This is a genomic window from Aminobacter sp. MDW-2 (assembly GCF_014250155.1).
In the GTDB taxonomy this organism is placed as follows: Bacteria; Pseudomonadota; Alphaproteobacteria; order Rhizobiales; family Rhizobiaceae; genus Aminobacter; species Aminobacter ciceronei.
Genome location: NZ_CP060198.1, coordinates 1 through 21,118, shown reverse-complemented (window position 1 = coordinate 21,118; position 21,118 = coordinate 1). Strand labels below are relative to the sequence as shown.

The window sequence follows — 21,118 nt, the reverse complement described above, 5'->3', positions numbered from 1 at the left end:
GTGACCCTGAACCTCGCTTCCTTCCTCTATCTCGTCTCCGGCATCCTGTTCATCCTGGCGCTGCGTGGCCTGTCGCATCCGACCACCAGCCGCAAGGGCAACACCTACGGCATGATCGGCATGGGCATCGCCATCGTGACCACGCTGGCGCTGGCCAAGCCCTCTGCCGGCGGCCTCGGCCTGATCGTGCTCGGCCTCGTCATCGGCGGCGGCGTCGGTGCGGTCACTGCCCGGCGCATCGCCATGACCTCGATGCCGCAGCTGGTCGCTGCCTTCCACAGCCTCGTCGGTCTGGCCGCCGTCATGGTCGCAGCCGCAGCCATCTATGCACCCGAAAGCTTCGGCATCGGTGCCGTCGGCGCCATCCACGGCCAGGCGCTGGTCGAGATGAGCCTTGGCGTTGCCATCGGCGCCATCACGTTTACCGGCTCGGTCATCGCCTTCCTCAAGCTCGATGGCCGCATGTCGGGCAAGCCGATCATGCTGCCGGCCCGCCACCTGATCAACGCTGCCCTCGGCATCGGCCTGGTCGTGCTGATCGTGCTGTTGGTCACCACCCAGTCGACGACCATCTTCTGGCTGATCGTGGCATTGTCGCTTGTGCTCGGCGTACTCCTGATCATCCCGATCGGCGGCGCCGACATGCCTGTCGTGGTGTCGATGCTCAACTCCTATTCGGGCTGGGCAGCTGCGGCACTCGGCTTCACGCTGGGCAATCTCGCGCTGATCATCACCGGTGCGCTGGTCGGCTCGTCGGGTGCGATCCTGTCCTACATCATGTGCAAGGGCATGAACCGCTCGTTCATCTCGGTCATTCTTGGCGGCTTCGGCGGCGAGACGGCGGCAGCTGTCGACGACGGCATCCAGCGCACGGTCAAGACAGGTGCCGCTGACGACGCGGCCTATCTGATGATGAACGCCCAGAAGGTCATCATCGTGCCGGGCTACGGCATGGCTGTGGCCCAGGCCCAGCATGCGCTGCGCGAGATGGCCGACAAGCTCAAGGCCAATGGCGTGGAAGTCAAATACGCCATCCACCCGGTCGCCGGCCGCATGCCCGGTCACATGAACGTGCTGCTCGCCGAGGCCAACGTGCCTTATGACGAGGTCTTCGAGCTCGAAGACATCAACTCGGAGTTCTCGCAGGCCGACGTCGCTTATGTCATCGGCGCCAACGACGTCACCAACCCGTCGGCACGTGACGACAAGAACTCGCCGATCTATGGCATGCCGATCCTCGACGTCGACAAGGCCCGCACCTGCCTGTTCGTCAAGCGCAGCCTCGGCTCCGGCTATGCCGGCATCGACAACACGCTGTTCTACAAGGACGGCACCATGATGCTGCTCGGCGACGCCAAGAAGATGACCGAAGAAATCGTCAAGGCCATGGATCACTGAGACAACACATCAGCCCATCCACACCCCGACAAACAAAAGCCCGGCATCGCCCGGGCTTTTTTCTACAGACGGTGCTTGCTGGCGAGCTTCTGCCTTGGATTATTCGATCGGCCGCTCGTCGGCGATGACCTTGCCGTCATTGGGCAAGGTGCCGGGGGCGACGATTTCGACGCCGCCGCGCATCTTGGTCGCTGCCTGCAAAGCCGCCTCGAGTTCTGCTTGCAGCCCGCCGTTGGCTGAACCGGTTTCGGCCTTCAGCAGCATGACGTCCTGTTCGGCCTGGCGACTGACGACGAGGCGAAGCCGGCCAAGGGCGGGGAATTTTCTTCCTATGGCGGCGATCTGGGCCGGGTCGACGAACATGCCCTTGATCTTGGTGCGCTGGTCGGCGCGACCCATCCAGCCGGCGAGCCGCATGTTGGTGCGGCCGCAGGCGCTCGGGCCGGGCAGGACACGCGACAGGTCGCCTGTGCCGAAACGCAGCAGCGGGTATTCCGGGCTGAGCCGTGTCACGACGACTTCGCCGACGTCGCCATCTGGGACAGTCTCGTTGGTGCCCGGGCGCACGATCTCGACGATCAGGCCTTCGTTGACGACAAGGCCCGAGCGCGCCGCCGTTTCATAGGCGGCGACGCCGAGTTCGGCGGTGGCGTAGGCCTGGTAGGCGTCGATGCCGGCGTTGACGATCTCCTGCTGCAGCGTGGCCGGAAACGCTGCGCCCGAAACCAGCGCGTGCCGGAACGGGCTGGCAGCTCCTGATGCCGCCATGCGGTCGAGCAGGATCTTGAGAAAATCCGGCGTGCCGATGTAGCCGGTGGGCTTCAGCACTGTGATCGCCTCGACCTGTTGTTCGGTGTTGCCGACACCAGCGGGGATCACTGCGCAGCCGAGCGCGTGTGCGCCGGCTTCCATCATGTGTCCGCCTGGGGTCAGGTGGTAGCTGAAGGCGTTGTGGACGACGTCTTCTCCACGCATGCCCGAGGCGAACAGGGCGCGGGCTGAGCCCCACCAGTCGTCGCTGCGTCCCTCCGGATCGAAGATCGGTCCGGGGGAAACGAGCAGGCGCTTGAGTGCGCCGGGCCTGGTGGGCGTGAGGCCGGCGAAAGGCGGGTTCTCGGTCTGCAAGGCAAGCAGCTCGCTTTTGCGGATGACCGGCACTTGCTGCAGGGCAGTGCGGTCGATGAGGCTATCAGGCGCAATCCCCTCGAGCTGCCGGCGCAGGGCCGGCGTCGCGGACAGCGCGGCGTCGATAAGCGAACGCAGCTGGGCAAAAAGTGCCGCCTCGCGGGCCGCTGGATCCTGGGTTTCCCCGGCATCGTAATATGCGTTCGTCACCATGGTTCACCTGGAGTTTGGACAAGGGGCAGGGCGCTGCCGTGGCTAGTCCCGCGCTGCCCGGAACAGATTATGCCAGCCAGCGCTTGCGCCGCTTGTAGCTCTTGACCTCGCGGAACGACTTGCGGCCCTCGCCGCCAATGCCGAGATAGAATTCCTTGACGTCCTCATTGTCGCGCAGGGAGGCGGCGTCGCCATCCATGACGATGCGCCCGGTCTCCATGATGTAGCCATAGGTGGCGTATTTCAGCGCCATGTTGGTGTTCTGCTCGGCCACCAGGAACGACACGCCCTGCTTGCTGTTCAGATCCTTGACGATCTCGAAGATCTCGTCGACCACCTGAGGCGCCAGCCCCATCGACGGCTCGTCGAGCAGGATCATCTTGGGTCGGCTCATCATCGCGCGGCCGATGGCGCACATCTGCTGCTCGCCGCCCGAGGTGTAGCCGGCCATCGATGAGCGGCGCTGCTTCAGCCTGGGGAAATAGTCGTAGATCATGTCGAGATCGTCGCGGATGGCACGGTTGCCGTCGCGACGCGTGAAGGCGCCGGTGAGCAGGTTTTCCTCGATCGACAGATGGCCGAAGCAGTGGCGTCCCTCCATCACCTGAATGCAGCCGCGCCGCACCAGTTCGTTTGGGCTTAGTCGGTCGACGCGGTCGCCGTCGAACTCGATCGAGCCCTTAGTGACTTCGCCGCGCTCGGCCCTGAGCAGGTTGGAGATCGCCTTGAGCGTCGTCGTCTTGCCGGCGCCGTTGGCCCCCAGGATGGCGACGATGCCGCCTTGCGGCACATCAAGCGACACGCCCTTGAGGACGAGGATGACGTGATCGTAGATCACCTCGATATTGTTGACCGACAGCATCGGCCGGGCCGGCTCGACCGCTTTGGAAGCATGTTCAGACATCAGCAAGCTCCGGGTCATCGTCCCTTCCCCATGTGGGGAAGGGACTGGGTTCAGGGTGAGCCTCAGGAGGCGTCGCAGGCCTCGGAACGGGCCGGCCATGGCGCGTTCTTCTCGGCATAGGCCTTGGCGTCGGCATCGAGCAGCGGACCGACCTTGTCGCTCAGCGGCGCGATGTAGTCGGACACCTTTTCATAGGTCGTGCCGTTCCAGCTCTGGACGAAGGTCGAGAAGTGACCGTTGTGATCGGTGCAGGAGAGCTTGACTGCACCGGTGAAGCCCTCGAGGCCGATTTCCTTGAGCCGGGCGTCGTCGATGTTGAGGCCCTCGAGACCGCGGCGTACGTCCTCGCCGGTGACGACCTTGTTGCCGGTGATTTCCTGGGCTCTGCGGATCGCCTCGGCAATCAGCATCGAATTGTAGATGCCGCGGTTGTAGAGAACCTGGCCGACCTTGTCCTTGCCCGAGACCTGGCTCTTGCCGGCGTCGACGACGTGCTTCTGGATATCGGCAAGCAGCGGGAAGTCTGCGCCCACGGCATGCCAGTTCAGCGTCTTGAAGCCCTTGGCGCCATCGCCGGCGCCCTTGGCGTCATCCTCGCTCGGCCACCAGATCGAGATGAACTTCTCCATCGGGTAGTTGGTCTTGACAGCTTCCTTGACGGCGGTGGCGTTGAGCGCGCCCCAGCCATAGAGGATCATGTAGTCAGGCTTGTCGCGGCGGACGCTCAGCCATTGCGACGACTGGTTCTGCATGTCGGCGGCTGCAACCGGATACAGCTTGGCTTCGAAGCCGAGTTCCTTCGACAGCTGCTCGATCAGCGGCAGCGGCTCGCGGCCGAAGCTGGCGTCGAGATAGATGTAGCCGATCTTCTTGCCCTTGAGCTTCTCTATGCCGCCGCCTTCCTGCGTCGCGATGTATTGCAGGATCTGGGTGAAGCCGTCCCAGTAAGTCGCTGGCGGATTGAAGATCCAGGGGAAGGTGTCGCCCTTGGCCGAGGCCGACAAGCCGTAGGCCATCGACAGCACGGGAATCTTGTCCACGGCTGCCTTGGGGATCAGCGGCAAGGTGATGCCGGTCGACCACGGATTGACGATGACCGGCTTCTTGGGCTTCACCGATTCATAACATTCGAGGCCCTTCTTGGTGTCGTAGCCGGTCTCGCATTCCTCGACGATCAGCTTGACGCCGCCGATGCCACCGTCGCGCTCGTTGAGTAGCGTCAGGTAGTCGTGCATGCCGTTGGCGATCGGCGTGCCGGAGCCGGCGAACGGGCCGGTGCGGTAGGTGAACAGCGGCACGTAGATCGAGTCCTCGGCCTGCGCGTCGTGGACGGCGGGCAAGGTCAGCACTGCTGTTGCGGAAAGTGCGTATAACCAGTTCTTGAGTGACATGACGTTCTCCTCCCTACTTGTTTGCATTTCCGTCTTGTGGGCAGCCCCTAGTAAGGGAAGGGCCACACACGAAGCTTCTGCTTGGCGATCTGCCAGAGCCGCGCGAGGCCGTGCGGTTCGACGATCAGGAAAAAGATGATGAGGGCACCGACGATCAGATAGGTCAGGTGCTCGACGGTCGCGGCTGCGATCGGCAGGCCGAGCGCCTCGGGAAGCCCGCGGATGACGATCGGCAGGATGTGGATGAGCGCGGCGCCGAAGAAGCTGCCGATCATCGAGCCAAGACCGCCGATGATGACCATGAACAACAGCAGGAACGACAGCTTGATGTCGAAGGCCGACGGCTCGGCGGCGCCGAGCCACAGGAACACCATCAGCGCGCCCGAGACGCCGCAATAGAAGGATGACACGGCGAAGGCCAACAGCTTTGCCGGCAGCAGGCGGATGCCCATCAGTTGGGCGGCGATGTCCATGTCCCGCACTGCCATCCAGGTGCGGCCGATCCGACCGTGAACGATGTTGGAGGCAAGCAGGGTCATGACCACGACGATGACGAGCACGATCAGATAGCGTGTCACCGGCGTGGCCGACGGGCCGGTGATGGCGAGGCCGAACAAGGTGCGCGCCGGCACCTCGATGGCGCCTGACGGATTGTCGTTGTAGAGCCAGCTGATGCGGACGAAGCACCATTGCAGGAAGAACTGTGCGGCGAGCGTCGCGACCGCGAGATAGAAGCCCTTGATACGCAGCGACGGCAGGCCGAACAGCACGCCGATGCCGGCTGCGAAGAAGCCCGAGCAGAGAATCCAGACCAGGATGTTGACGCCCGGAAAGATCGTCGAAAGCTTGTAGGCGGCATAGGCGCCGACGCCCATGAAGGCTGCCGAGCCCAGGGACAACAGGCCGGTGTAGCCGACGAGGATGTTGAGCCCGATCGCGCCGAGCGACAAGATCAGAAACGGCACCATGACCGAGGCGAGCAGGAACTCGTTGCCGAACAAAGGCACGACGACGAAGGCAACGAGCAGGATGGCGGCCAGGCCGAGCCTGTCCTGCAGGATCGGGAACACCGCCTGGTCGGCCGCGTAGCTTTGTTTGAACTGGCCCGTCTCGCGATAGAACATGGTGTCAGATCCGCTCGATTATCTTGTCGCCGAACAGGCCTTGCGGCCGGTACAGCAGGAACAGCAGAGCGATGGCATAGGCGAACCAGCTTTCGATGCCGCCGCCGAGCAAAGGCCCCCAGTAGAACTCGCCGAGTTTCTCGCCGATGCCGATGATCAGGCCGCCGACGATCGCGCCGGGCACCGAGGTCAGTCCGCCCAGCACCAGAACGGGCAGCGCCTTGAGGGCCACGATCTCGAGCGCGAAGGAGACGTCGGAGCGGGCACCCCACATGATGCCTGTCACCAGCGCGACCAGGCCTGCGGCGAACCAGACGATGACCCAGATCTGGTTGAGCGAAATGCCGACCGAAAGTGCTGCCTTGTGACTGTCGGCCACGGCACGCAACGCCCGGCCGATGCGGGTCTTCTGGAAGAACAGGGCGAGCCCGACGATCATCGCTGACGCGATGATCGCGGCGGCGATGTCGATCTTCTGGAAACTGACGAGGCCGCCGAGCATCTCGACGTCGACCGAACCGCTGGGCAGGAACAGTTCGCTTGTTATCATCTGCTTGGGGTCGCCGCCGAACACCATCTCGCCGAGGCCGATCAGCACATAGGTGATGCCGAAGGTCGCCATGAACAGGATGATGTCGGGCTGGTTGACCAACGGCCTGAGCACGACACGTTCGACCAGCATCGCCAGCACGAACATCACCCCTGCGGTCAGGATCAGGGCGACGAAGGCGGCCGCGTGACCCGAGAAACCTGCTGCCGAGAACTTCTCGTAGAAGCCGACGAGAGTGAGCGCCGAAAACACCACCATGATGCCCTGGGCAAAATTGAACACGCCCGAGGCCTTGAAGATGAGCACGAAGCCAAGCGCGATCAGCGCATAGAGCACTCCGGAGACCAGCCCTTCCCAAAGGGTCTGCACCAGCAGGTCGGGCATCTGCACCATCTGGACGAAGGGGTCGATGAAGATGTTGTAGAGCATCTGTTACCCCCCCCCTCAGCCGAGCCGGCAGATGGCGCGAGCCGGCCGGCATGTCGTGCGTCTCGTGTTCATGCGGAATTTCTCTCTTCCACCAGACTGCTGCATGCTCAGTGCCCCACGCCGAGATAGGCTTCGATGACCTTCGGGTCGGCCTTGACCACCTCGGGCGTGCCGTCGGCGATCTTGTGCCCGTATTCGAGCACCACCACGCGATCGGACAGGTCCATCACCACGCCCATGTCGTGTTCGATGAGAGCGATGGTGGTGCCAAAGTGCTTGTTGAGGTCGAGGATGTAGCGGCACATGTCCTCCTTCTCCTCGATGTTCATGCCGGCCATCGGCTCGTCGAGCAGCAGGAGCTCCGGCTCCATCGCAAGCGCCCGGCCGAGCTCGACGCGCTTCTGCAGGCCGTAGGGCAGCTTGCCGACAGGCGTCTTGCGGATCGACTCGATCTGCAGGAAGTCGATGATGTCTTCGACCACGCGGCGGTGTTCGATCTCCTCGCGCATCGCCGGCCCGTAACGCAGCATCTGCCAGAACAGGCCGCGGTGCATTTTCAGCGTGCGGCCGACCATGATGTTGTCGAGCGTGGTCATGCCCTTGAACAGCGCCACGTTCTGGAACGTGCGGGCGATGCCCTGGCTCGCTGCCTGGTAGGGCCGCATGCGCGGACGCGTCTTTCCCTTGTAGGTGATGCGGCCGTGCTGGGGGTGATAGAAGCCGTTGACGACGTTCAGCATCGAGGTCTTGCCGGCGCCGTTGGGGCCGATGATGGCGCGGATCTCGCCCTTGCGGATGTCGAAGGAGACATCGGTGATGGCTTTCACCCCGCCGAACGACAAGGATACGCCATCGACCGCCAGCAGGGTTTCCGATGTCGCGGTCATGCGGCGGCCTCGAGCTTTGCGGTTGGCATCGCCTTGGTGTCGGCGATGCGGACCCGGGCCGAGATCACGCCCTTGCGACCGTCTTCGAAGGTCACTTCGGTCGAGATGTCGGCAGCGCCGGCACCGTTGTAGAGCGCGTCGACCAGCGGCTTGTAGCGTTCGGCGATGAAGCCGCGCCGCACCTTCTGGGTGCGGGTCATCTCGCCGTCGTCGGCGTCGAGTTCCTTGTGCAGGATCAGGAAGCGATGGATCTGGGCGGCAGCCATGCGCGGCTCGGCCGCGAGTGCCCGGTTCACCTCGGCGACATGCTCGATGAACATCGCATAGACCTCGGGCCGCTGTGCCAGTTCCTGGTACGAGCCGTAGGCGATGTTCTTGCGCTCGGCCCAGTTGCCGACCGCCGTGAGGTCGATGTTGAGCATCACGGTGACGAAGTCGCGGTCCTGGCCGAAGGCCACGGCTTCCTTGATGTTGGGGAAGAATTTCAGCTTGTTTTCGATGTATTTCGGCGCAAACAGCGCGCCCGACCTCAGCTTGCCGACATCCTTGGCCCGGTCGATGATGTTGAGGTGGCCGTCGGGGTCGAAGAAGCCGGCGTCGCCCGTCCTCACATAGCCATCTGACGTTACCGTCTCGGCCGTCTTTTCCGCGTCCTTGTAATAGCCGACGAATTGGCCCGGCGAGCGGTAGAGCACCTCCCCGTCGTCGGTGATACGAATGTCGACATTGGGTGTTGCCGGCCCGACAGTGCCCGCACGGATCTGCCCGTCCGGCTGCGCGGTGACATAAAGGAATGCTTCGGTCTGCCCATAGAGCTGCTTCAGGTTGAGGCCGAGCGAGCGATAGAACGAAAACAGATCCGGGCCGATCGCCTCGCCGGCAGTGTAGGCGACCCGGATGCGAGAAAAGCCGAGTACGTTCTTCAGCGGCGCGTAGACCAGCAGGTTGCCAATGGCATAGCCGAGGCGAGCACGAAGCGGGACGTCCTTGCCGTCGAGGATCTGTTCGCCCCAGCGTTTGGCTATGCCGATGAAGTAGTTGAACATCGAGCGCTTCAGCGCGCCGGCATCTTCCATGCGGATGGTGATGCGGGTCAGCAGGGTTTCAAACACCCGTGGCGGCGCGAAATAGAAGCTCGGGCCGATCTCCTGGGTATCCGCCTCGGCGGTCTCGCGACTTTCGGGACAGGCGATGCAGAAGCCGGCGACCAGCGACTGTGCATAGTTGAGATAGTGGTCGCCGACCCATGCCAGCGGCAGGTAGGCAAGCACCTCGTCGCGGTCGGTCAGCTTGTCGAAGGTGACGGTATCGCGCGCCGCCGCAATCGAGCCGCCGGCAGTCAGCAGCACGCCCTTGGAGCGACCTGTCGTGCCCGAGGTGTAGAGGATGATCGAGATGTCGCTGGCCTGGCCATGATCGCGCTCGGCGTCGATTGCGGCGCGCGCAGTAGCGTCGGAAGCCAACAGGGCACGGCCGTTTGCTATGATGGTGTCGATGGCGTGAAGCCGGCTGTGATCATAATCGCGCAGGCCGCGCGGCTCGTCATAAAGCACGGTGCGGAGCTTAGGCACACGATCTTGGACCGAGATCAGCTTGTCGACCTGCTCCTGGTCCTGCACCGCCGCAAATGCGACGTCGGCATGGTCGAGCACATAGGCCATCTCGTCGGCAACTGCGTCGGCGTAGACAGGGACAGGGATGGCGCCCAGCCACTGCGCGGCGAGAATGGTCCAGTACATGGCCGGCCGGTTTTCGCCGATGACCGCGATCGTCGCGCCGCGCTCGAGACCCAGCTGCTGCAAGCCGGTCGCATAGGCGCGGATTGTCTCGGCCAGTTCGCTCCAGCTCCACGTCCGCCAGATGCCAAGATCCTTGTGGCGCATCGCCGGACGGTCTGGCCGCACTTGTGCGTGCTCGCACAACAGCTTGGCAAACGTGTCGTGTCCGCGCGTCTCGCTCCCTTGTGCCAAAGGCACACCTCCCGTTTCGTTCCCTCGTATGCCGCCGGGTATTCCCGGTCGTTGCATCGAGGCTCGCAACCTTGGCAGGCTTTTTCAAGGGCTGGCTTGACAGACACCACGCCAATGTTCAGTCTTGGCTACCGGCCTTGTGTCGTCGAGCCGCTAAAATTCCCCTAAATTATTGATTTTGCTGTGCTGCCGGCGCTGGCGGACACCAAGCGCCGCGGTGCTACTCGCCGTAGTGGCGCAGCTTGTCGAGGTCCAGGATCGTCACGCCGCCACCTTCACTGCGGAGCAATCCTTCCTTTTCCAGCTCCTGCAGGATTCGGTTGGCGACAGGCCGCGACACGCCGGCCAGCAAGCCGATCTCTTCCTGACTGATATCGATGTGTTTGCCGACGAATGGGCTGATCACCGGGTTGAACAGCGAGGCCAGACTGCGCGCTACCTTGCCGGTCGAATCGAGCGTGCGGTCATGCTCCACCTGCGCAATGAACTGCCCAAGCCGCTCATTGATGAGCCGCACCAGCAACCGGTCGAAGGCGACGCTGTTTTCGAACAGCCAGAAGAATGTCGCGCGATTGAGAAGCGCCACCTGCGTGCGGCGCAGTGCAAGGACGTCATACTGGCGAGGCTCGTCCTTGAGCAGAGACCCTTCGCCGAACCAGCAGCTTGGCGGCAGGCCGGCATAGGTCACCGCCTTGCCCGAGGTGGTGATCGAACCCAGCCGCAGCAGGCCGCTGACCACACCTATCCAGTTGTCTATGCGATCGCCGCGATGGATGAAATAGGTGCCCGGCTCAAGGACGCGCAGCATGATGCCGCGTCGTGCACGCTCGCGCTCGTCCTCCGGCAGTTCGCGCGCCCAGAACACCGAGGCCAGAAATTGCTCCGGGCTTATCACGCGCGCTCCCATTCCTCATGACGAGTCGTGCGTACCATGTCTTTGTCACGCTCGCCATGCCGCGTGTGTGGCCGCGTGGTGTGCCGGTCGCTTCCCCACCCAGGCGCGTCGCCCATGCCCGTGGGGAATGTTAGCGGGCGCTCAAAGAATGGCAGGGGCATCGTCCGGATCGACTATGCCAACTGTGCAGAAGTCATTGTAGGCATGATCTGCCAGCAGCATCGATTGGACGACGGAGCCTGGCCGAGCAGCCCCGACCGCGGAGGAGCCTCATGGGTGCGGATCGTGGCGCGGATCGCATCGAGGGGAGGGTATCGATGAACGCTGTCTTGCATATGCGCGGCCGACGACCGGGCCTGGGGCGTACTGCTGCAGGCCTTGTCTGGCGTTGAGCCGGCCTCGTTAGCCGCCCGTCGATCGACGGGGCGAGCTTCGCAAGGATCGGCGGTGCCCCACGATCGGATCTCCAGCTTGATGCTTTATTTTGCATTGGCAAGGATTAATGGAAATGGTCGAAGACATTCATGCGCACGGCATTAGCCTTGTCAACAAGTACACTGAATTCTTCATCAGTGAGCTGAAGAATATATTCGCCGCCGACAGTGAAACCATTGGTTGGCCGGCGCGGCAGCGGAGATTGCTCGATGTCACGGCCCGTCCGGCGGCGCAGCCGCCGAGCAGCATATCGCCCGAACTGCCTGACCTTGCCTCGCAATTCATCCGTGCCCTTGCTGTCGAGGCGTCCCGCCAGTGCCTGGCAAATGAGGGTGGCGATCCTGGCATGCTGGCGCAGCCGTCGGCCCCATCGATGCAGCAAGTCACGCTCCGCGGTGGTGACCTCGACTCCATGACCATCGAGGAGTGGGCGGGTCGCGTCGCTGGCGCCACCTATCTGGAAGAAAATCTCCGCATACCGCGGTCCACTTTGCATCGATGGTTCCGCTGCAACGAGGTCATCGCATTGCGAAAGGGGCGGCAGCGCCACGTATTCCCCCTGGCGCAGTTTGTCGACGGAAGGCCAGCGTCGGGTATTCGCGACGTGCTCGCCCATATCACCCATCCGCGGCAGGCCTGGCACTGGATGATCCATCCTTCGCCGGTGCTCAATGGCCGGACCCCGATCGATTTGCTCAAGCAAGACCTGGTCGGCGACGTCGTTTCGGCTGCAAAAGAACACTCCTTGATGTCATAGGCTCTGTCGAGCGTCCTCCTGGAGAGATTTTCTTGCAATGACTTTGTCAAAAATAACGTTTCATTTGTGCCAAATGTATTCATCGTTTCATTTGTACAGTATTGTTGTTGTTTTTATATCACGTAACTAGGCGATTCGTCGATTTTGTGACGCGATGTCAAATTTTGATGTTTATCAATCCTGTCGGATAGAGATATTCAAGCTGGCCGGAAACGAAAATCAAAAAGCCGTTTCTGTCTGATCGGTGCCGAAGTTGCTTTCAATATAAGAAAGTACTCTGTGCCATTTGGATTAATTCTACTGGAGGTTGGATAATGAATATCAAGAGCATTCTTCTCGGCTCTGCTGCGGCTCTGCTCGCAGTTTCTGGTGCCCGTGCGGCCGACGCTGTCGTCGTCGCCGAACCGGAGCCGATGGAATATGTCCGCATCTGCGACGTCTACGGCGCGGGCTTCTACTACATCCCCGGCACCGAGACCTGCCTCAAGGTCGGCGGCCTGGTTCGCTACCAGATCGACTGGAAGGACACCGATGACGGCTGGAAGAAGTATTCGGCTGCCCGCCTCAAGCTTGATGCCCGTTCGGAGACCGAATACGGCACCTTCCGTCGCTACATCGAACTGCACTGGCAGAACGACGGCGGCACGCAGGGGCCGTCCGGTTACAGCGATACCACCGACATGTGGATCCGCTATGCCTACTTCGAAGTCGGCGGTCTGATGATCGGTCGCAACGACACGCTGTTCGACGGCGGCATCGACGGTGAGTTCGACAAGGGCGGCGGTGCCTTCATCAACCAGATCCGCTACACCTTCGACGCCGGCAACGGCATCGCCGTGTCAGTCGGCCTGGAAGAAGAAGCCAACAACTTCGACTACATGCCGCTCGTGACCGGCAAGGTCTCGATCGCCCAGGGCTGGGGTTCGGTCAACCTGTACGCAGCTTATGACGATCGCTTCTCCGAGTTCGCGCTGAAGGGCATCGTCAACGTCAAGGCAACCGATGCCCTGACGCTGCAGGCGGTCGCCACCTACGAGTCGGGTGCGACCTGGCTCGGTCTGCTGGCCCCCTATTCGGGTTACGACTGGTCGATCGGCGGCTATGTGAAGTACCAGGTCAACGAAAGCCTGTCGGTCGGTGCCGGCGGCCAGTACTTCGGCGACCGTCACTACGGCGACTTCGTCACCGGCCGGACCGTCGACCTGAACGCCAACGACTGGGCCATCGGTGCTGTCGTCGACTACAAGATTGTCGAGAACCTGAACGCCAAGCTGGCCGTCAACTACAACGATGGCGACAGCTATCCGGTCGACGGCTCGTTCTCAGGCTTCCTGCGCCTCGACGCGTCGTTCTAAGCGTCTATCTGAACTGATCTTGGCAAACCCGGCTTCCAGTCGCCGGGTTTGTCTTTTTCCGCCGACGAACCCAGGGAATTTTCAAGGCGGTTGTCTCGAATTTCGTGAATACTTCTTGCTATGCGTGACATATAACGGGCCATGCGCAGCGGAAGAACAGCATGAGACGGTCGAGCCAGGACAATGACGACGAGCAAGGATCCTCGTCAACAGTAAAAAGCGTCGAGGTCGCGGTCCAGATTCTCGATGCGCTGGCCGACGCACCGGGGCCGGTGCGCGTGACCGAGCTCGCCCGCTCGCTCGATATGACCAAGGCCAGGGTGTCCAGGCACCTGCAGACGCTGACGCGGCTCGGTCTCGTCGACCACGCCCGAGAGGGCGAGGGCTATGTCTTCGGTCGCAAGCTGTTCAAATTCGGCAGAGCCGCCGTCTACCGCAGCAATGTCGTCGAGATCGCGCGGCCCTATCTCAACGAGCTGTGCGCGCAAACAGGCCATACGGCCTTGCTGACAACGCCGATCAAGGGCGGCGCGATGGTCGTGCACGCCGTGCCCAACCCGTTCGAACCTGGCATCATGGTGCAGCCGGGTATGGTGCTGAGCTTGCCGGGATCGCCGGCAGCCCGGCTGTTCTATTATTTCGAAAACAAGAAGCCGGTGCCGCCGCGGGTCGTCGAGAACCTGACGGCCTACGGCGTCGACTTCGAGACCGACACGCGCGGCAACGGGCTTGGTGGCATCGCCGCCCCGATCTTCGAGGCCGACGGCCAGGTCTGTGCCGCGCTCGGCGTCATCCTGTCGTCGTCGCTGCTGGTGCCTGAGCCCGATGTCCAGCTGCTGGCAACCGTGAGATCGGTCGCAAGCGAAATCCAGAAGCGTTATGCCGACGGCGTCAACCCGGCCCTGATGCCGAAGCAATCCAGCTAAACCAGATCAGCTTTGCCGGCCCGCAGGGCGGTTGCGCCCCGGCGACCGGTTAGATGCCCTTGGCGATCGTTCGCGATCCGGCCTCGAGCTCGACCAGCGCTCTGGTCGGATCGAAGACGACCCCGATCGGATCCTTGCCGTTGGCAACGGCGTCGACCTGCTGACGCAGGACCCGGCGCAGCATGCCGATGCCCTGGTCGGTCGAGGTCAGGTTTTCCTCGGAGTGGAAGGTGATCGGCCCCTGGCCGACCTGCGCCTCATAGTCGCCCGGCAGCCTCTGATGCTCCTGCTCCGTCAGCTCGTGCCAGAGCTTGCCGGCATATTTCGAGCGGATCTTGGCCAGAGTGCCGGCTTCGCTGACGCGGCCGACCGAATAGATCCGGAACGACATATCGTCCATCGGCAGCACCCAGCCGAGCAGGCTGCACGGGCCGTCGACGGTTGCGACCGGGCTTGCCACCGCGCGCACTGTCGGGATCACGGCCTCGGTGATGCGCTGATGCTCGCCGGCTTCGACATCGCGCAGCTGCAGGCTGGAGACGCCGCGCGGCGTGTAGTGGAAGCTCACACGCGGCATCAGGCTCATTTTGGAGTTGAACTGGTCACCGCTGAAGGAGCCGTGCAGGATCGGCACATGGAACGGGTCGAGCACATTTTCATAGTGCTGCAGCCAGTTGCAATCGACGATGACCGGCCCGCCGCTGCCGATGCTGCTGTCATCGGTTTCGAGGAATTCGCCGGCCTCGAGCGTCTCCAGCACATCATAGCTCGGCAGCACGGGTTTGCGGTCGAGCGGGCCCATATAGGCAAAGATCAGGCCGTATTTTTCCTCCAGCGGATAATGCGGCTGGCGGATATGTCCGCGGGTCTTCGCACCCATTTCGGGCTCGCAAGGCTGTTCCAGGCAGTTGCCTTCGGTATCGAACAGCCAGCCGTGATAGCAGCAGCGAATGCCCTGCTCCTCGACCCGGCCATAATAGAGCGATGCGCCGCGATGGGCGCAGCGTGGATGCACGAGGCCGGGCCGGCCGGTGCCGTCGCGAAACAGGATAAGCTCCTCGCCCAGCGCCATGATTTTTCGCGGCGTGGCGGTGGCGTCTCCCGACAGTCCGACCGGGTGCCAATAGCGCCGCAGCAGTTCGCCCATCGGCGTTCCACGCCCGACTTCGGTCAGCTCGGCGAAATATGTCGGCTTGGGCAAGGCGTAGGCCGATCCGTCTTTTGTCATTGTCATTCCTCCCCTAGCGGTCGAGCCGCAACAGTGCTGTCGTGGCGCGTGAGCAGCAGATCATCATCGTGTTGCCGGCCGCACGTTCCGCGTCGCTGAGAACCTTGTCGCGGTGGTCGGGCACACCCTCCAGCACGCGGGTTTCGCATGTGCCGCAGACGCCGTTGCGACAGGACGAGGGCGCATGCACCCCGGCCTGTTCGAGCGCATCGAGGATTGTCTGGTCGGCACCGATCTGGATCGAGAGCCCCGACTTGTTCAGGACGACAATGAAGCCGCCATCATCGGCGGCCGGTACGGTTGGCGTGAAGGATTCGGAATGCACGGTCGAGGGATCGCGCGACGAGGCGGCGTCCAGGAACGCAGCGAGCATCGGCGCGGGACCACAGCAGTAGAGCTGTGCATCCGGCGTTGCCTGAGCGACGATGCGCGCGATATCGAGAAGACCATCCTTTTCGCTGTCGACGTGAAGCTGGATGTTGTCGCTGAGCGCCGAGAGCTCGTCGAGAAGTGCGCATTCGGCTCGCGAACGCACAGCATAATGTAGCGTCCAGTCAGCCCCTGCCTCGTGCAGCTGTCGCGCCATGGCCAGCAGGGGCGTGATGCCGATGCCACCTGCAATCAGGATCGACGTGGCTCTGGAGTCCGCAAGCGCGAAGGTCGAACGGGGCTGCGAAATCCTGATCCGATCGCCGGGCCGCGCATTTGTATGCAGCCAGCGCGAACCGCCGCGTGTTGCCCGGTCGAGTGCGACGGCGATGCGGTAGTCTGAAGCATGGGGCGCACCGATCAGAGAGTATTGCCGCACCAGACCATCGGGAAGATGGACGTCGATATGGGCGCCCGCGTCGAAGGAAGGCAGGGGCGCGCCGTTGGTAGGCCTGAGATCGTATGAGAGGACCGTCGGCGTTTCGTAGGAAATCCGACGGACGATCACCTCGATTGTCGCGTCGGCAGTCTGCTGGTGACCGTCGTTCATTTTTGCGGCCATCCCAAGCCGTTCGAGGAGGCCCGGCCGCGCGTCCGCGGGATGCCGGGCCCGGTGAGGTTCAGCCCAGCGGGTTGGCTGGTGGCGTGACGGGCGAGGGTACGAAGGGGTGGATCAGCGCCCAGGGGCTCGGCATCTCGCTGACCGAGACGGCAATCAGGGCCGGGCCGTTGCTGTCTTTTGCCCGCACAAGTGCGTCGTGAAGTCCCGATGGTGAGTCCACCTTTTCGAAGGGCAGGCCGAAGGCGCTTGCCAGATGGGCGAAGTCCGGGTTGGCGAGTTCGACCGCGAAGGTGTCGCCGAAGGTGCGCTGCTGGATGCGGCGGACATTGCCGTAGTGGCCGTCGACGAAGACCACGACCGACATGTTGCAGCCGTCGCGCGCCAACGTCGCCAGTTCCTGCATGCCCCAGCCGAAGCCGCCGTCGCCATTGAGCGAAACGACGCGCCGGTCCGGATTGCCGTGGGCGGCACCGAGTGCGGTGTTGAAGCCGTAGCCCAGTGTGCCCTGGTAGCCCGGGGTGACGTAAGAATTGGCGGCATGGACGGGGAAGGCGATGTTGGAGAAGTAGCCGACCTGGGTCAGTTCGCTGACGAGGATGTCGTCCTTGGCCATGCTGGAGCGAATGGCCCTGACATAGTCGGTTTGCGGCTGGATGGCATCGGTCTGCGATGCGGACCAGGCCTTGACCTTGCCGATCTTGTCTGATGACGAAGCTCGTATTTCGGACGGCAGAGCTGCGAGCAGGGCTTCGGCGGCGGCGGTTGCGTCCGACAGCACCAGGCAGCCCGGCGTGCGGGGTGCTCCGGCGGCACGCGCATCAACATTGACATAGACGTATCTGGTGTCGCCGCTGGCATGGGTCGGCTTGGCGATGCCGTCGATGAACCGGGTTCCGACCGCAACGATGACATCGGCATGCGGGAACACCGCGCGTCCGCCAAGTGATGTCAGGGCAAGCGGGTGGTTGTCATCAAGCAGACCGCGTGCGCCGTCAGTCATGACGACAGGCGCCTGCAACCGCTCGGCGAGCGCCTGGATGGCCTTGCCGGCACCTGATGCGGCGGCACCGCCGCCGACCTGGATGACGGGGAACTTCGCCTGCGCCAGGATGGCGGCCGCTTCCTCGATGGTGTCGGGCTGCGGTTCGAGGCGGCTGAATTCGGCGCGCGGCAAGACTTTCGTCACGCCCTTGGCCTGCAGCACGTCAGGCGGCAATTCGATGGCGACCGGGCGTGGATGGCCCGAGCGCAGCTGCACGAAGGCTTCATGGACAAGCGCGGGAACGTCTTCGGGGCGATGAGCGATGCCGTGCCACTTGGTCAGCGACTTGAGGATGCCGCTCTGGTCGGGGATTTCGTGCAGCATGCCGTGCTTCTGACCGATCAGGGTCGAGGGAATCTGGCCCGAGATGCAGAGCACGCGCGAGCTGCAGGCATAGGCGGTGGCGAGGCCGGACAGAGCGTTGAGCACGCCGGGGCCTGGCACGACCATGAACACGCCTTCGCGGCCGGTGGTGCGGGCATAGCCGTCGGCCATGTAGGACGTCGCCTGCTCGTGGCGGGGCATGATGTAGCGAATGCGGTCCGGCTGGCTGCGGATGGCGTCAACCGCCCAGTCGAGCTGAATACCGGGAATGCCGAAAATATCGGTCACGCCTTCTTCCAGGAGTTGGGCGACCAACGCCTGTCCTCCGGTCAGCTCCATAGGTTCGTAGTTCCCGTTCACGCCGCTTTTCTCCGATTGGTTTCGCTTGCAGGGCGGGCTCTGACCCGAGGCCGTTTTGCCGGCCCAGGAGCGTCCCAGAACCCTGCGAAGAGTTACATGAAATGTAAAGTCGTCTCATAATGCGTTACATCGTCTCGCTAGTCAACGACAAAACGCGATAGCTGGTCCGAGTTGGAATCCGCTTGGGCTAGCTGTCGTGTAACATCAGGAAAAATGCTAGAGGACGCGCGCCACAAGAGGTCAGCTTGATGAGTTCGAGTTGACCATGTTCAATATGCGCGATAAAGTCTCATAATACGAGACAATAGAGGGTGATATGTTTTCAAATCTCTCCACGCCGACAGCCGACCCGCTGCTCGGAATGATGCAGCAGTTCCGCGACGACCCGAGCGCCGACAAGGTCGACCTCGGCATCGGCATCTACAAGGACGGGCAGGGCAACGCGCCGGTGCTGGCAACGGTCAAACAGGCGGAATCCTTCCTGGTGGAGAACCAGAAGTCGAAGGCTTATGTCTCTTCGGCCGGCAACGAGGACTATAACCGCCTGACGCGGGAACTCATCTTCGGCGCCAATAGCGGACTGCTTGCGCGGTCGCAGGCGATCCAGACGCCGGGCGGCACTGGTGCGTTGCGTGTCGCAGGCGATTTCGCCCACAGCGTGAAGCCGGGCGCCAAGGTCTTCCTGCCGGATCCGACCTGGCCGAACCATCCTTCTCTGCTGGCCGCTGCTGGCCTCCAGGTGGTCCGTTACCCCTATTACGATGTCGCGTCGGGCAAGCTGCAGTTCGACCGGATGATCGAGGCGCTGCGCGCCGCGGGTCCCGGCGACCTGGTGCTGTTCCACGGCTGCTGCCACAACCCCGGCGGCGCCGACCCGAGCCTGGCGCAGTGGGCCGAAATCGCCGAATTGCTCGCCTCGACCGGCGCCACCCCGCTGATCGACCTGGCCTATCTCGGTTTCGGCGACGGGCTGGCCGAGGATGCCGCCGGCGTCCGGCTCCTGGCCGAGCGCTTGCCGGAAATGCTGATTGCCAGCTCATATTCGAAGAACTTTGCGCTCTACCGCGAACGCGTTGGCGCGCTGACCTTGGTGGCCAAGGATGAGGCCACGGCCAGCCGCGCGCACGGCCACCTGTTGCCGGTCGTCCGCACCAACTATTCGATGCCGCCGGACCACGGTGCTTCGGTCGTCGCTCACATTCTTGGCAATGTGGCTCTGCGCACGACCTGGGAAGGCGAGGTCGCCGAAATGCGCGGACGCATCAACGGCATGCGCGAAAAGCTGGTGGCAGCGCTTGCAGGTCGCACGACGCGCGACTTCGGATTCCTCGGCGTACAGCGCGGCATGTTTGCCATGCTCGGCATCACCCCTGCCGACGCCGAGCGGATGAAGGTCGAGCACCATGTCCACATCACCAGCTCGGGTCGCGTCAACGTCGCCGGCTTGAACGACAGCAATGTCGGCCATGTCGCCAACGCCATCGTCGCGGTCTGTGGCTGACTTCGGTGGCGGCGGGCTTTGGTCCGCGTGAATGAAAGAAGGGCGGCGTTCCATCGGAACGCCGCCCTTTCCCTTTGAAGGCCTATCGCCGGGATCGGCTTGTCGCCGTGTTCCGGAATTGGTCCGGATCAGATTTCGTAAGGCAGGCCGAGCTGGGCCTTGCGCAGCCGCTGCTGGCCGATCTCGGTATTTCCCCAGTGGTTCAGCGTCTGGTACTGCATCCGGGTCTGGAAGCTCGTCTGGCCGGGGAAGATGTGCAGCGCCTCGCACATCGAGCAGGCCCAATGGACCGTCGGCCAGATCCGCCGCAGGCACATCTCCGAATAGCTGTCGAGCAGGGTGGTGTCGTTGGTCGTCAGCAAACGGCGGATCGCTTCGGCCATGATGCGCGCATCACCAACCGCGAGGTTAAGCCCCTTGCCGCCGCTCGGCGGAACGATATGTGCTGCGTCGCCGGCAATGGCCAGGCGGCCGTGGCGCATCTTCTCGCAGACATAGCCGCGCAGGCGCGCCACTGAGCGCTCGATGATCGGGCCGCGATTGAGCTGCGCTGCCGTGCCGTCGTCCATGCGGATGTCGAGTTCATCCCAGATCTGCTGGTCGCTCATCGCATTGGGGTCGGCGTCGGGTTCGACCTGCAGATAGAGCCGGCCGACCGACGCGGATCGGGCGGAGGCAACAGCCAGGCCGCGTGTTGAATGGGCAAAGCCGCGGCGGGCGGCAAGCGGCGCCGCCTCGGCCAGGATGCCGAGCCACGCAAACGGGTATTCGGTCAGGAAGACGTGCTCATCCGAGCCCGGAATGTGCCTGCGGCTGACGCCGTGGTAGCCGTCGCAGCCGGCGATGAACTGGCACTCCAGCACCTTATCTTCGCCATTATGGCGATAGTGGATGCGCGGAGCGTCCTCGATACCGTCGAGCCGCGATACGTCGGCTTCGAAGACGATCGGCAGGCCGTCGGCCTCGCGTTGAAGGATCAGGTCCTCGACGATCTTCTGCTGGCCGTAGGTGGTCAGGTGCCGACCGGTACCGTCGTCGAGCGAGATATCGGCCTTCTGCCTGTCCCAGCACAACTGCATCGAGCGCATCGGAATGCCCTCACGGTTGAGGCGCTCACCCATACCGTAGGTGCGCAGCGTGTCGACAGTACCCGATTCGAGAACGCCCGCCCGCACGCGCTCGAGCACATAGGCCCGCGTGCGTCGTTCGAGGATCACCGAGTCGATACCGTTGAGCTGGAGAATGCGCGCCACAAGCAGGCCGGCTGGCCCCGCGCCGATGATCCCGACCTGAGTTTTCATGAGTTCACCCAT

Annotated in this window: 17 protein-coding genes; 5 read left to right on the top strand and 12 right to left on the bottom strand. The window is 63.2% G+C overall.

Annotated elements, in window-relative coordinates; translation table 11 throughout:
* On the top strand, nucleotides 1–1,398 hold the full coding sequence (locus tag H5P29_RS28800) for an NAD(P)(+) transhydrogenase (Re/Si-specific) subunit beta (RefSeq protein ID WP_067967517.1): 1,398 nt from the start codon (nucleotides 1–3) through the stop codon (nucleotides 1,396–1,398).
* Nucleotides 1,399–1,497: 99 nt separating this feature from the next.
* Here H5P29_RS28800 and H5P29_RS28795 read toward each other — a convergent pair whose 3' ends face one another.
* The 8 genes from H5P29_RS28795 to H5P29_RS28760 form a co-directional block, all read right to left on the bottom strand.
* Nucleotides 1,498–2,736, bottom strand: coding sequence for a phenylacetate--CoA ligase family protein (locus tag H5P29_RS28795; RefSeq protein ID WP_154384267.1), 1,239 nt, complete (start codon nucleotides 2,734–2,736; stop codon nucleotides 1,498–1,500).
* A gap of 67 nt (nucleotides 2,737–2,803) precedes the next feature.
* Nucleotides 2,804–3,640, bottom strand: a complete 837-nt coding sequence (locus H5P29_RS28790; protein ID WP_182574300.1) for an ABC transporter ATP-binding protein — start codon at nucleotides 3,638–3,640, stop codon at nucleotides 2,804–2,806.
* A gap of 62 nt (nucleotides 3,641–3,702) precedes the next feature.
* Nucleotides 3,703–5,031 carry an ABC transporter substrate-binding protein gene (locus H5P29_RS28785; RefSeq protein ID WP_067967526.1) on the bottom strand — a complete coding sequence of 443 codons (1,329 nt, stop codon included), beginning with the start codon at nucleotides 5,029–5,031 and terminating at the stop codon, nucleotides 3,703–3,705.
* Nucleotides 5,032–5,078: 47 nt separating this feature from the next.
* Nucleotides 5,079–6,155, bottom strand: a complete 1,077-nt coding sequence (locus H5P29_RS28780) for a branched-chain amino acid ABC transporter permease (RefSeq protein WP_154384268.1) — start codon at nucleotides 6,153–6,155, stop codon at nucleotides 5,079–5,081.
* Nucleotides 6,156–6,159: 4 nt separating this feature from the next.
* Nucleotides 6,160–7,134: a branched-chain amino acid ABC transporter permease gene (locus H5P29_RS28775; protein WP_067967535.1), complete on the bottom strand. Its 975-nt coding sequence runs from the start codon at nucleotides 7,132–7,134 to the stop codon at nucleotides 6,160–6,162.
* A 107-nt stretch (nucleotides 7,135–7,241) separates the two neighbouring features.
* On the bottom strand, nucleotides 7,242–8,021 hold the full coding sequence (locus H5P29_RS28770; protein ID WP_067967538.1) for an ABC transporter ATP-binding protein: 780 nt from the start codon (nucleotides 8,019–8,021) through the stop codon (nucleotides 7,242–7,244).
* The gene (locus tag H5P29_RS28765; protein ID WP_246340743.1) at nucleotides 8,018–9,904 is read right to left on the bottom strand and encodes an AMP-binding protein; all 1,887 of its coding nucleotides are present in this window, start codon (nucleotides 9,902–9,904) and stop codon (nucleotides 8,018–8,020) included. The genes H5P29_RS28770 and H5P29_RS28765 overlap by 4 nt, the downstream gene beginning before the upstream one ends.
* A 307-nt stretch (nucleotides 9,905–10,211) precedes the next feature.
* Nucleotides 10,212–10,886: a Crp/Fnr family transcriptional regulator gene (locus H5P29_RS28760; RefSeq protein WP_246765458.1), complete on the bottom strand. Its 675-nt coding sequence runs from the start codon at nucleotides 10,884–10,886 to the stop codon at nucleotides 10,212–10,214.
* Between the two features lie 508 nt (nucleotides 10,887–11,394).
* On the opposite strand from H5P29_RS28760, the gene H5P29_RS28755 reads away from it, so the two are divergent.
* The 3 genes from H5P29_RS28755 (at nucleotide 11,395) to H5P29_RS28745 (ending at nucleotide 14,359) form a co-directional block, all read left to right on the top strand.
* Nucleotides 11,395–12,078, top strand: coding sequence for an antitoxin Xre/MbcA/ParS toxin-binding domain-containing protein (locus H5P29_RS28755; protein WP_246670704.1), 684 nt, complete (start codon nucleotides 11,395–11,397; stop codon nucleotides 12,076–12,078).
* A gap of 314 nt (nucleotides 12,079–12,392) precedes the next feature.
* Complete coding sequence (locus H5P29_RS28750) at nucleotides 12,393–13,433, top strand: porin (RefSeq protein ID WP_067967547.1); 1,041 nt, start codon at nucleotides 12,393–12,395, stop codon at nucleotides 13,431–13,433.
* Nucleotides 13,434–13,594: 161 nt separating this feature from the next.
* Nucleotides 13,595–14,359 (top strand): IclR family transcriptional regulator, encoded by a 765-nt coding sequence (locus H5P29_RS28745; protein WP_067967550.1) that lies wholly within the window; start codon nucleotides 13,595–13,597, stop codon nucleotides 14,357–14,359.
* 49 nt (nucleotides 14,360–14,408) lie between these two features.
* Here the strand turns inward: H5P29_RS28745 and H5P29_RS28740 are convergent, their stop codons facing one another.
* The 3 genes from H5P29_RS28740 to H5P29_RS28730 all read right to left on the bottom strand — a co-directional run bounded on the left by H5P29_RS28740 (nucleotide 14,409) and on the right by H5P29_RS28730 (nucleotide 18,304).
* The gene (locus H5P29_RS28740; protein WP_154384269.1) at nucleotides 14,409–15,593 is read right to left on the bottom strand and encodes a Rieske 2Fe-2S domain-containing protein; all 1,185 of its coding nucleotides are present in this window, start codon (nucleotides 15,591–15,593) and stop codon (nucleotides 14,409–14,411) included.
* A 7-nt stretch (nucleotides 15,594–15,600) separates the two neighbouring features.
* Nucleotides 15,601–16,566 (bottom strand): PDR/VanB family oxidoreductase, encoded by a 966-nt coding sequence (locus H5P29_RS28735; RefSeq protein WP_154384270.1) that lies wholly within the window; start codon nucleotides 16,564–16,566, stop codon nucleotides 15,601–15,603.
* A gap of 70 nt (nucleotides 16,567–16,636) precedes the next feature.
* Entirely contained in the window at nucleotides 16,637–18,304 is a 1,668-nt protein-coding gene (locus tag H5P29_RS28730) for a thiamine pyrophosphate-binding protein (RefSeq protein ID WP_210252500.1), read from the bottom strand.
* 316 nt (nucleotides 18,305–18,620) lie between these two features.
* Here H5P29_RS28730 and H5P29_RS28725 point away from each other — a divergent pair, with 316 nt between their 5' ends.
* The gene (locus H5P29_RS28725; RefSeq protein WP_067967554.1) at nucleotides 18,621–19,805 is read left to right on the top strand and encodes an amino acid aminotransferase; all 1,185 of its coding nucleotides are present in this window, start codon (nucleotides 18,621–18,623) and stop codon (nucleotides 19,803–19,805) included.
* A gap of 128 nt (nucleotides 19,806–19,933) precedes the next feature.
* Here the strand turns inward: H5P29_RS28725 and H5P29_RS28720 are convergent, their stop codons facing one another.
* Nucleotides 19,934–21,106, bottom strand: coding sequence for a 4-hydroxybenzoate 3-monooxygenase (locus H5P29_RS28720; RefSeq protein WP_067967557.1), 1,173 nt, complete (start codon nucleotides 21,104–21,106; stop codon nucleotides 19,934–19,936).
* Nucleotides 21,107–21,118 lie beyond the last annotated feature (12 nt).

What these genes read in the sequence shown, in the direction of transcription:
- H5P29_RS28795 (WP_154384267.1), bottom strand. Translation starts at nt 2,736, where the DNA reads ATGGTGACGAACGCATATTACGATGCCGGGGAAACCCAGGATCCAGCG.
- H5P29_RS28790 (WP_182574300.1), bottom strand. Translation starts at nt 3,640, where the DNA reads ATGTCTGAACATGCTTCCAAAGCGGTCGAGCCGGCCCGGCCGATGCTG.
- H5P29_RS28785 (WP_067967526.1), bottom strand. Translation starts at nt 5,031, where the DNA reads ATGTCACTCAAGAACTGGTTATACGCACTTTCCGCAACAGCAGTGCTG.
- H5P29_RS28780 (WP_154384268.1), bottom strand. Translation starts at nt 6,155, where the DNA reads ATGTTCTATCGCGAGACGGGCCAGTTCAAACAAAGCTACGCGGCCGAC.
- H5P29_RS28775 (WP_067967535.1), bottom strand. Translation starts at nt 7,134, where the DNA reads ATGCTCTACAACATCTTCATCGACCCCTTCGTCCAGATGGTGCAGATG.
- H5P29_RS28770 (WP_067967538.1), bottom strand. Translation starts at nt 8,021, where the DNA reads ATGACCGCGACATCGGAAACCCTGCTGGCGGTCGATGGCGTATCCTTG.
- H5P29_RS28765 (WP_246340743.1), bottom strand. Translation starts at nt 9,904, where the DNA reads ATGCGCCACAAGGATCTTGGCATCTGGCGGACGTGGAGCTGGAGCGAA.
- H5P29_RS28755 (WP_246670704.1), top strand. Translation starts at nt 11,395, where the DNA reads ATGGTCGAAGACATTCATGCGCACGGCATTAGCCTTGTCAACAAGTAC.
- H5P29_RS28750 (WP_067967547.1), top strand. Translation starts at nt 12,393, where the DNA reads ATGAATATCAAGAGCATTCTTCTCGGCTCTGCTGCGGCTCTGCTCGCA.
- H5P29_RS28745 (WP_067967550.1), top strand. Translation starts at nt 13,595, where the DNA reads ATGAGACGGTCGAGCCAGGACAATGACGACGAGCAAGGATCCTCGTCA.
- H5P29_RS28740 (WP_154384269.1), bottom strand. Translation starts at nt 15,593, where the DNA reads ATGACAATGACAAAAGACGGATCGGCCTACGCCTTGCCCAAGCCGACA.
- H5P29_RS28735 (WP_154384270.1), bottom strand. Translation starts at nt 16,566, where the DNA reads ATGAACGACGGTCACCAGCAGACTGCCGACGCGACAATCGAGGTGATC.
- H5P29_RS28725 (WP_067967554.1), top strand. Translation starts at nt 18,621, where the DNA reads ATGTTTTCAAATCTCTCCACGCCGACAGCCGACCCGCTGCTCGGAATG.
- H5P29_RS28720 (WP_067967557.1), bottom strand. Translation starts at nt 21,106, where the DNA reads ATGAAAACTCAGGTCGGGATCATCGGCGCGGGGCCAGCCGGCCTGCTT.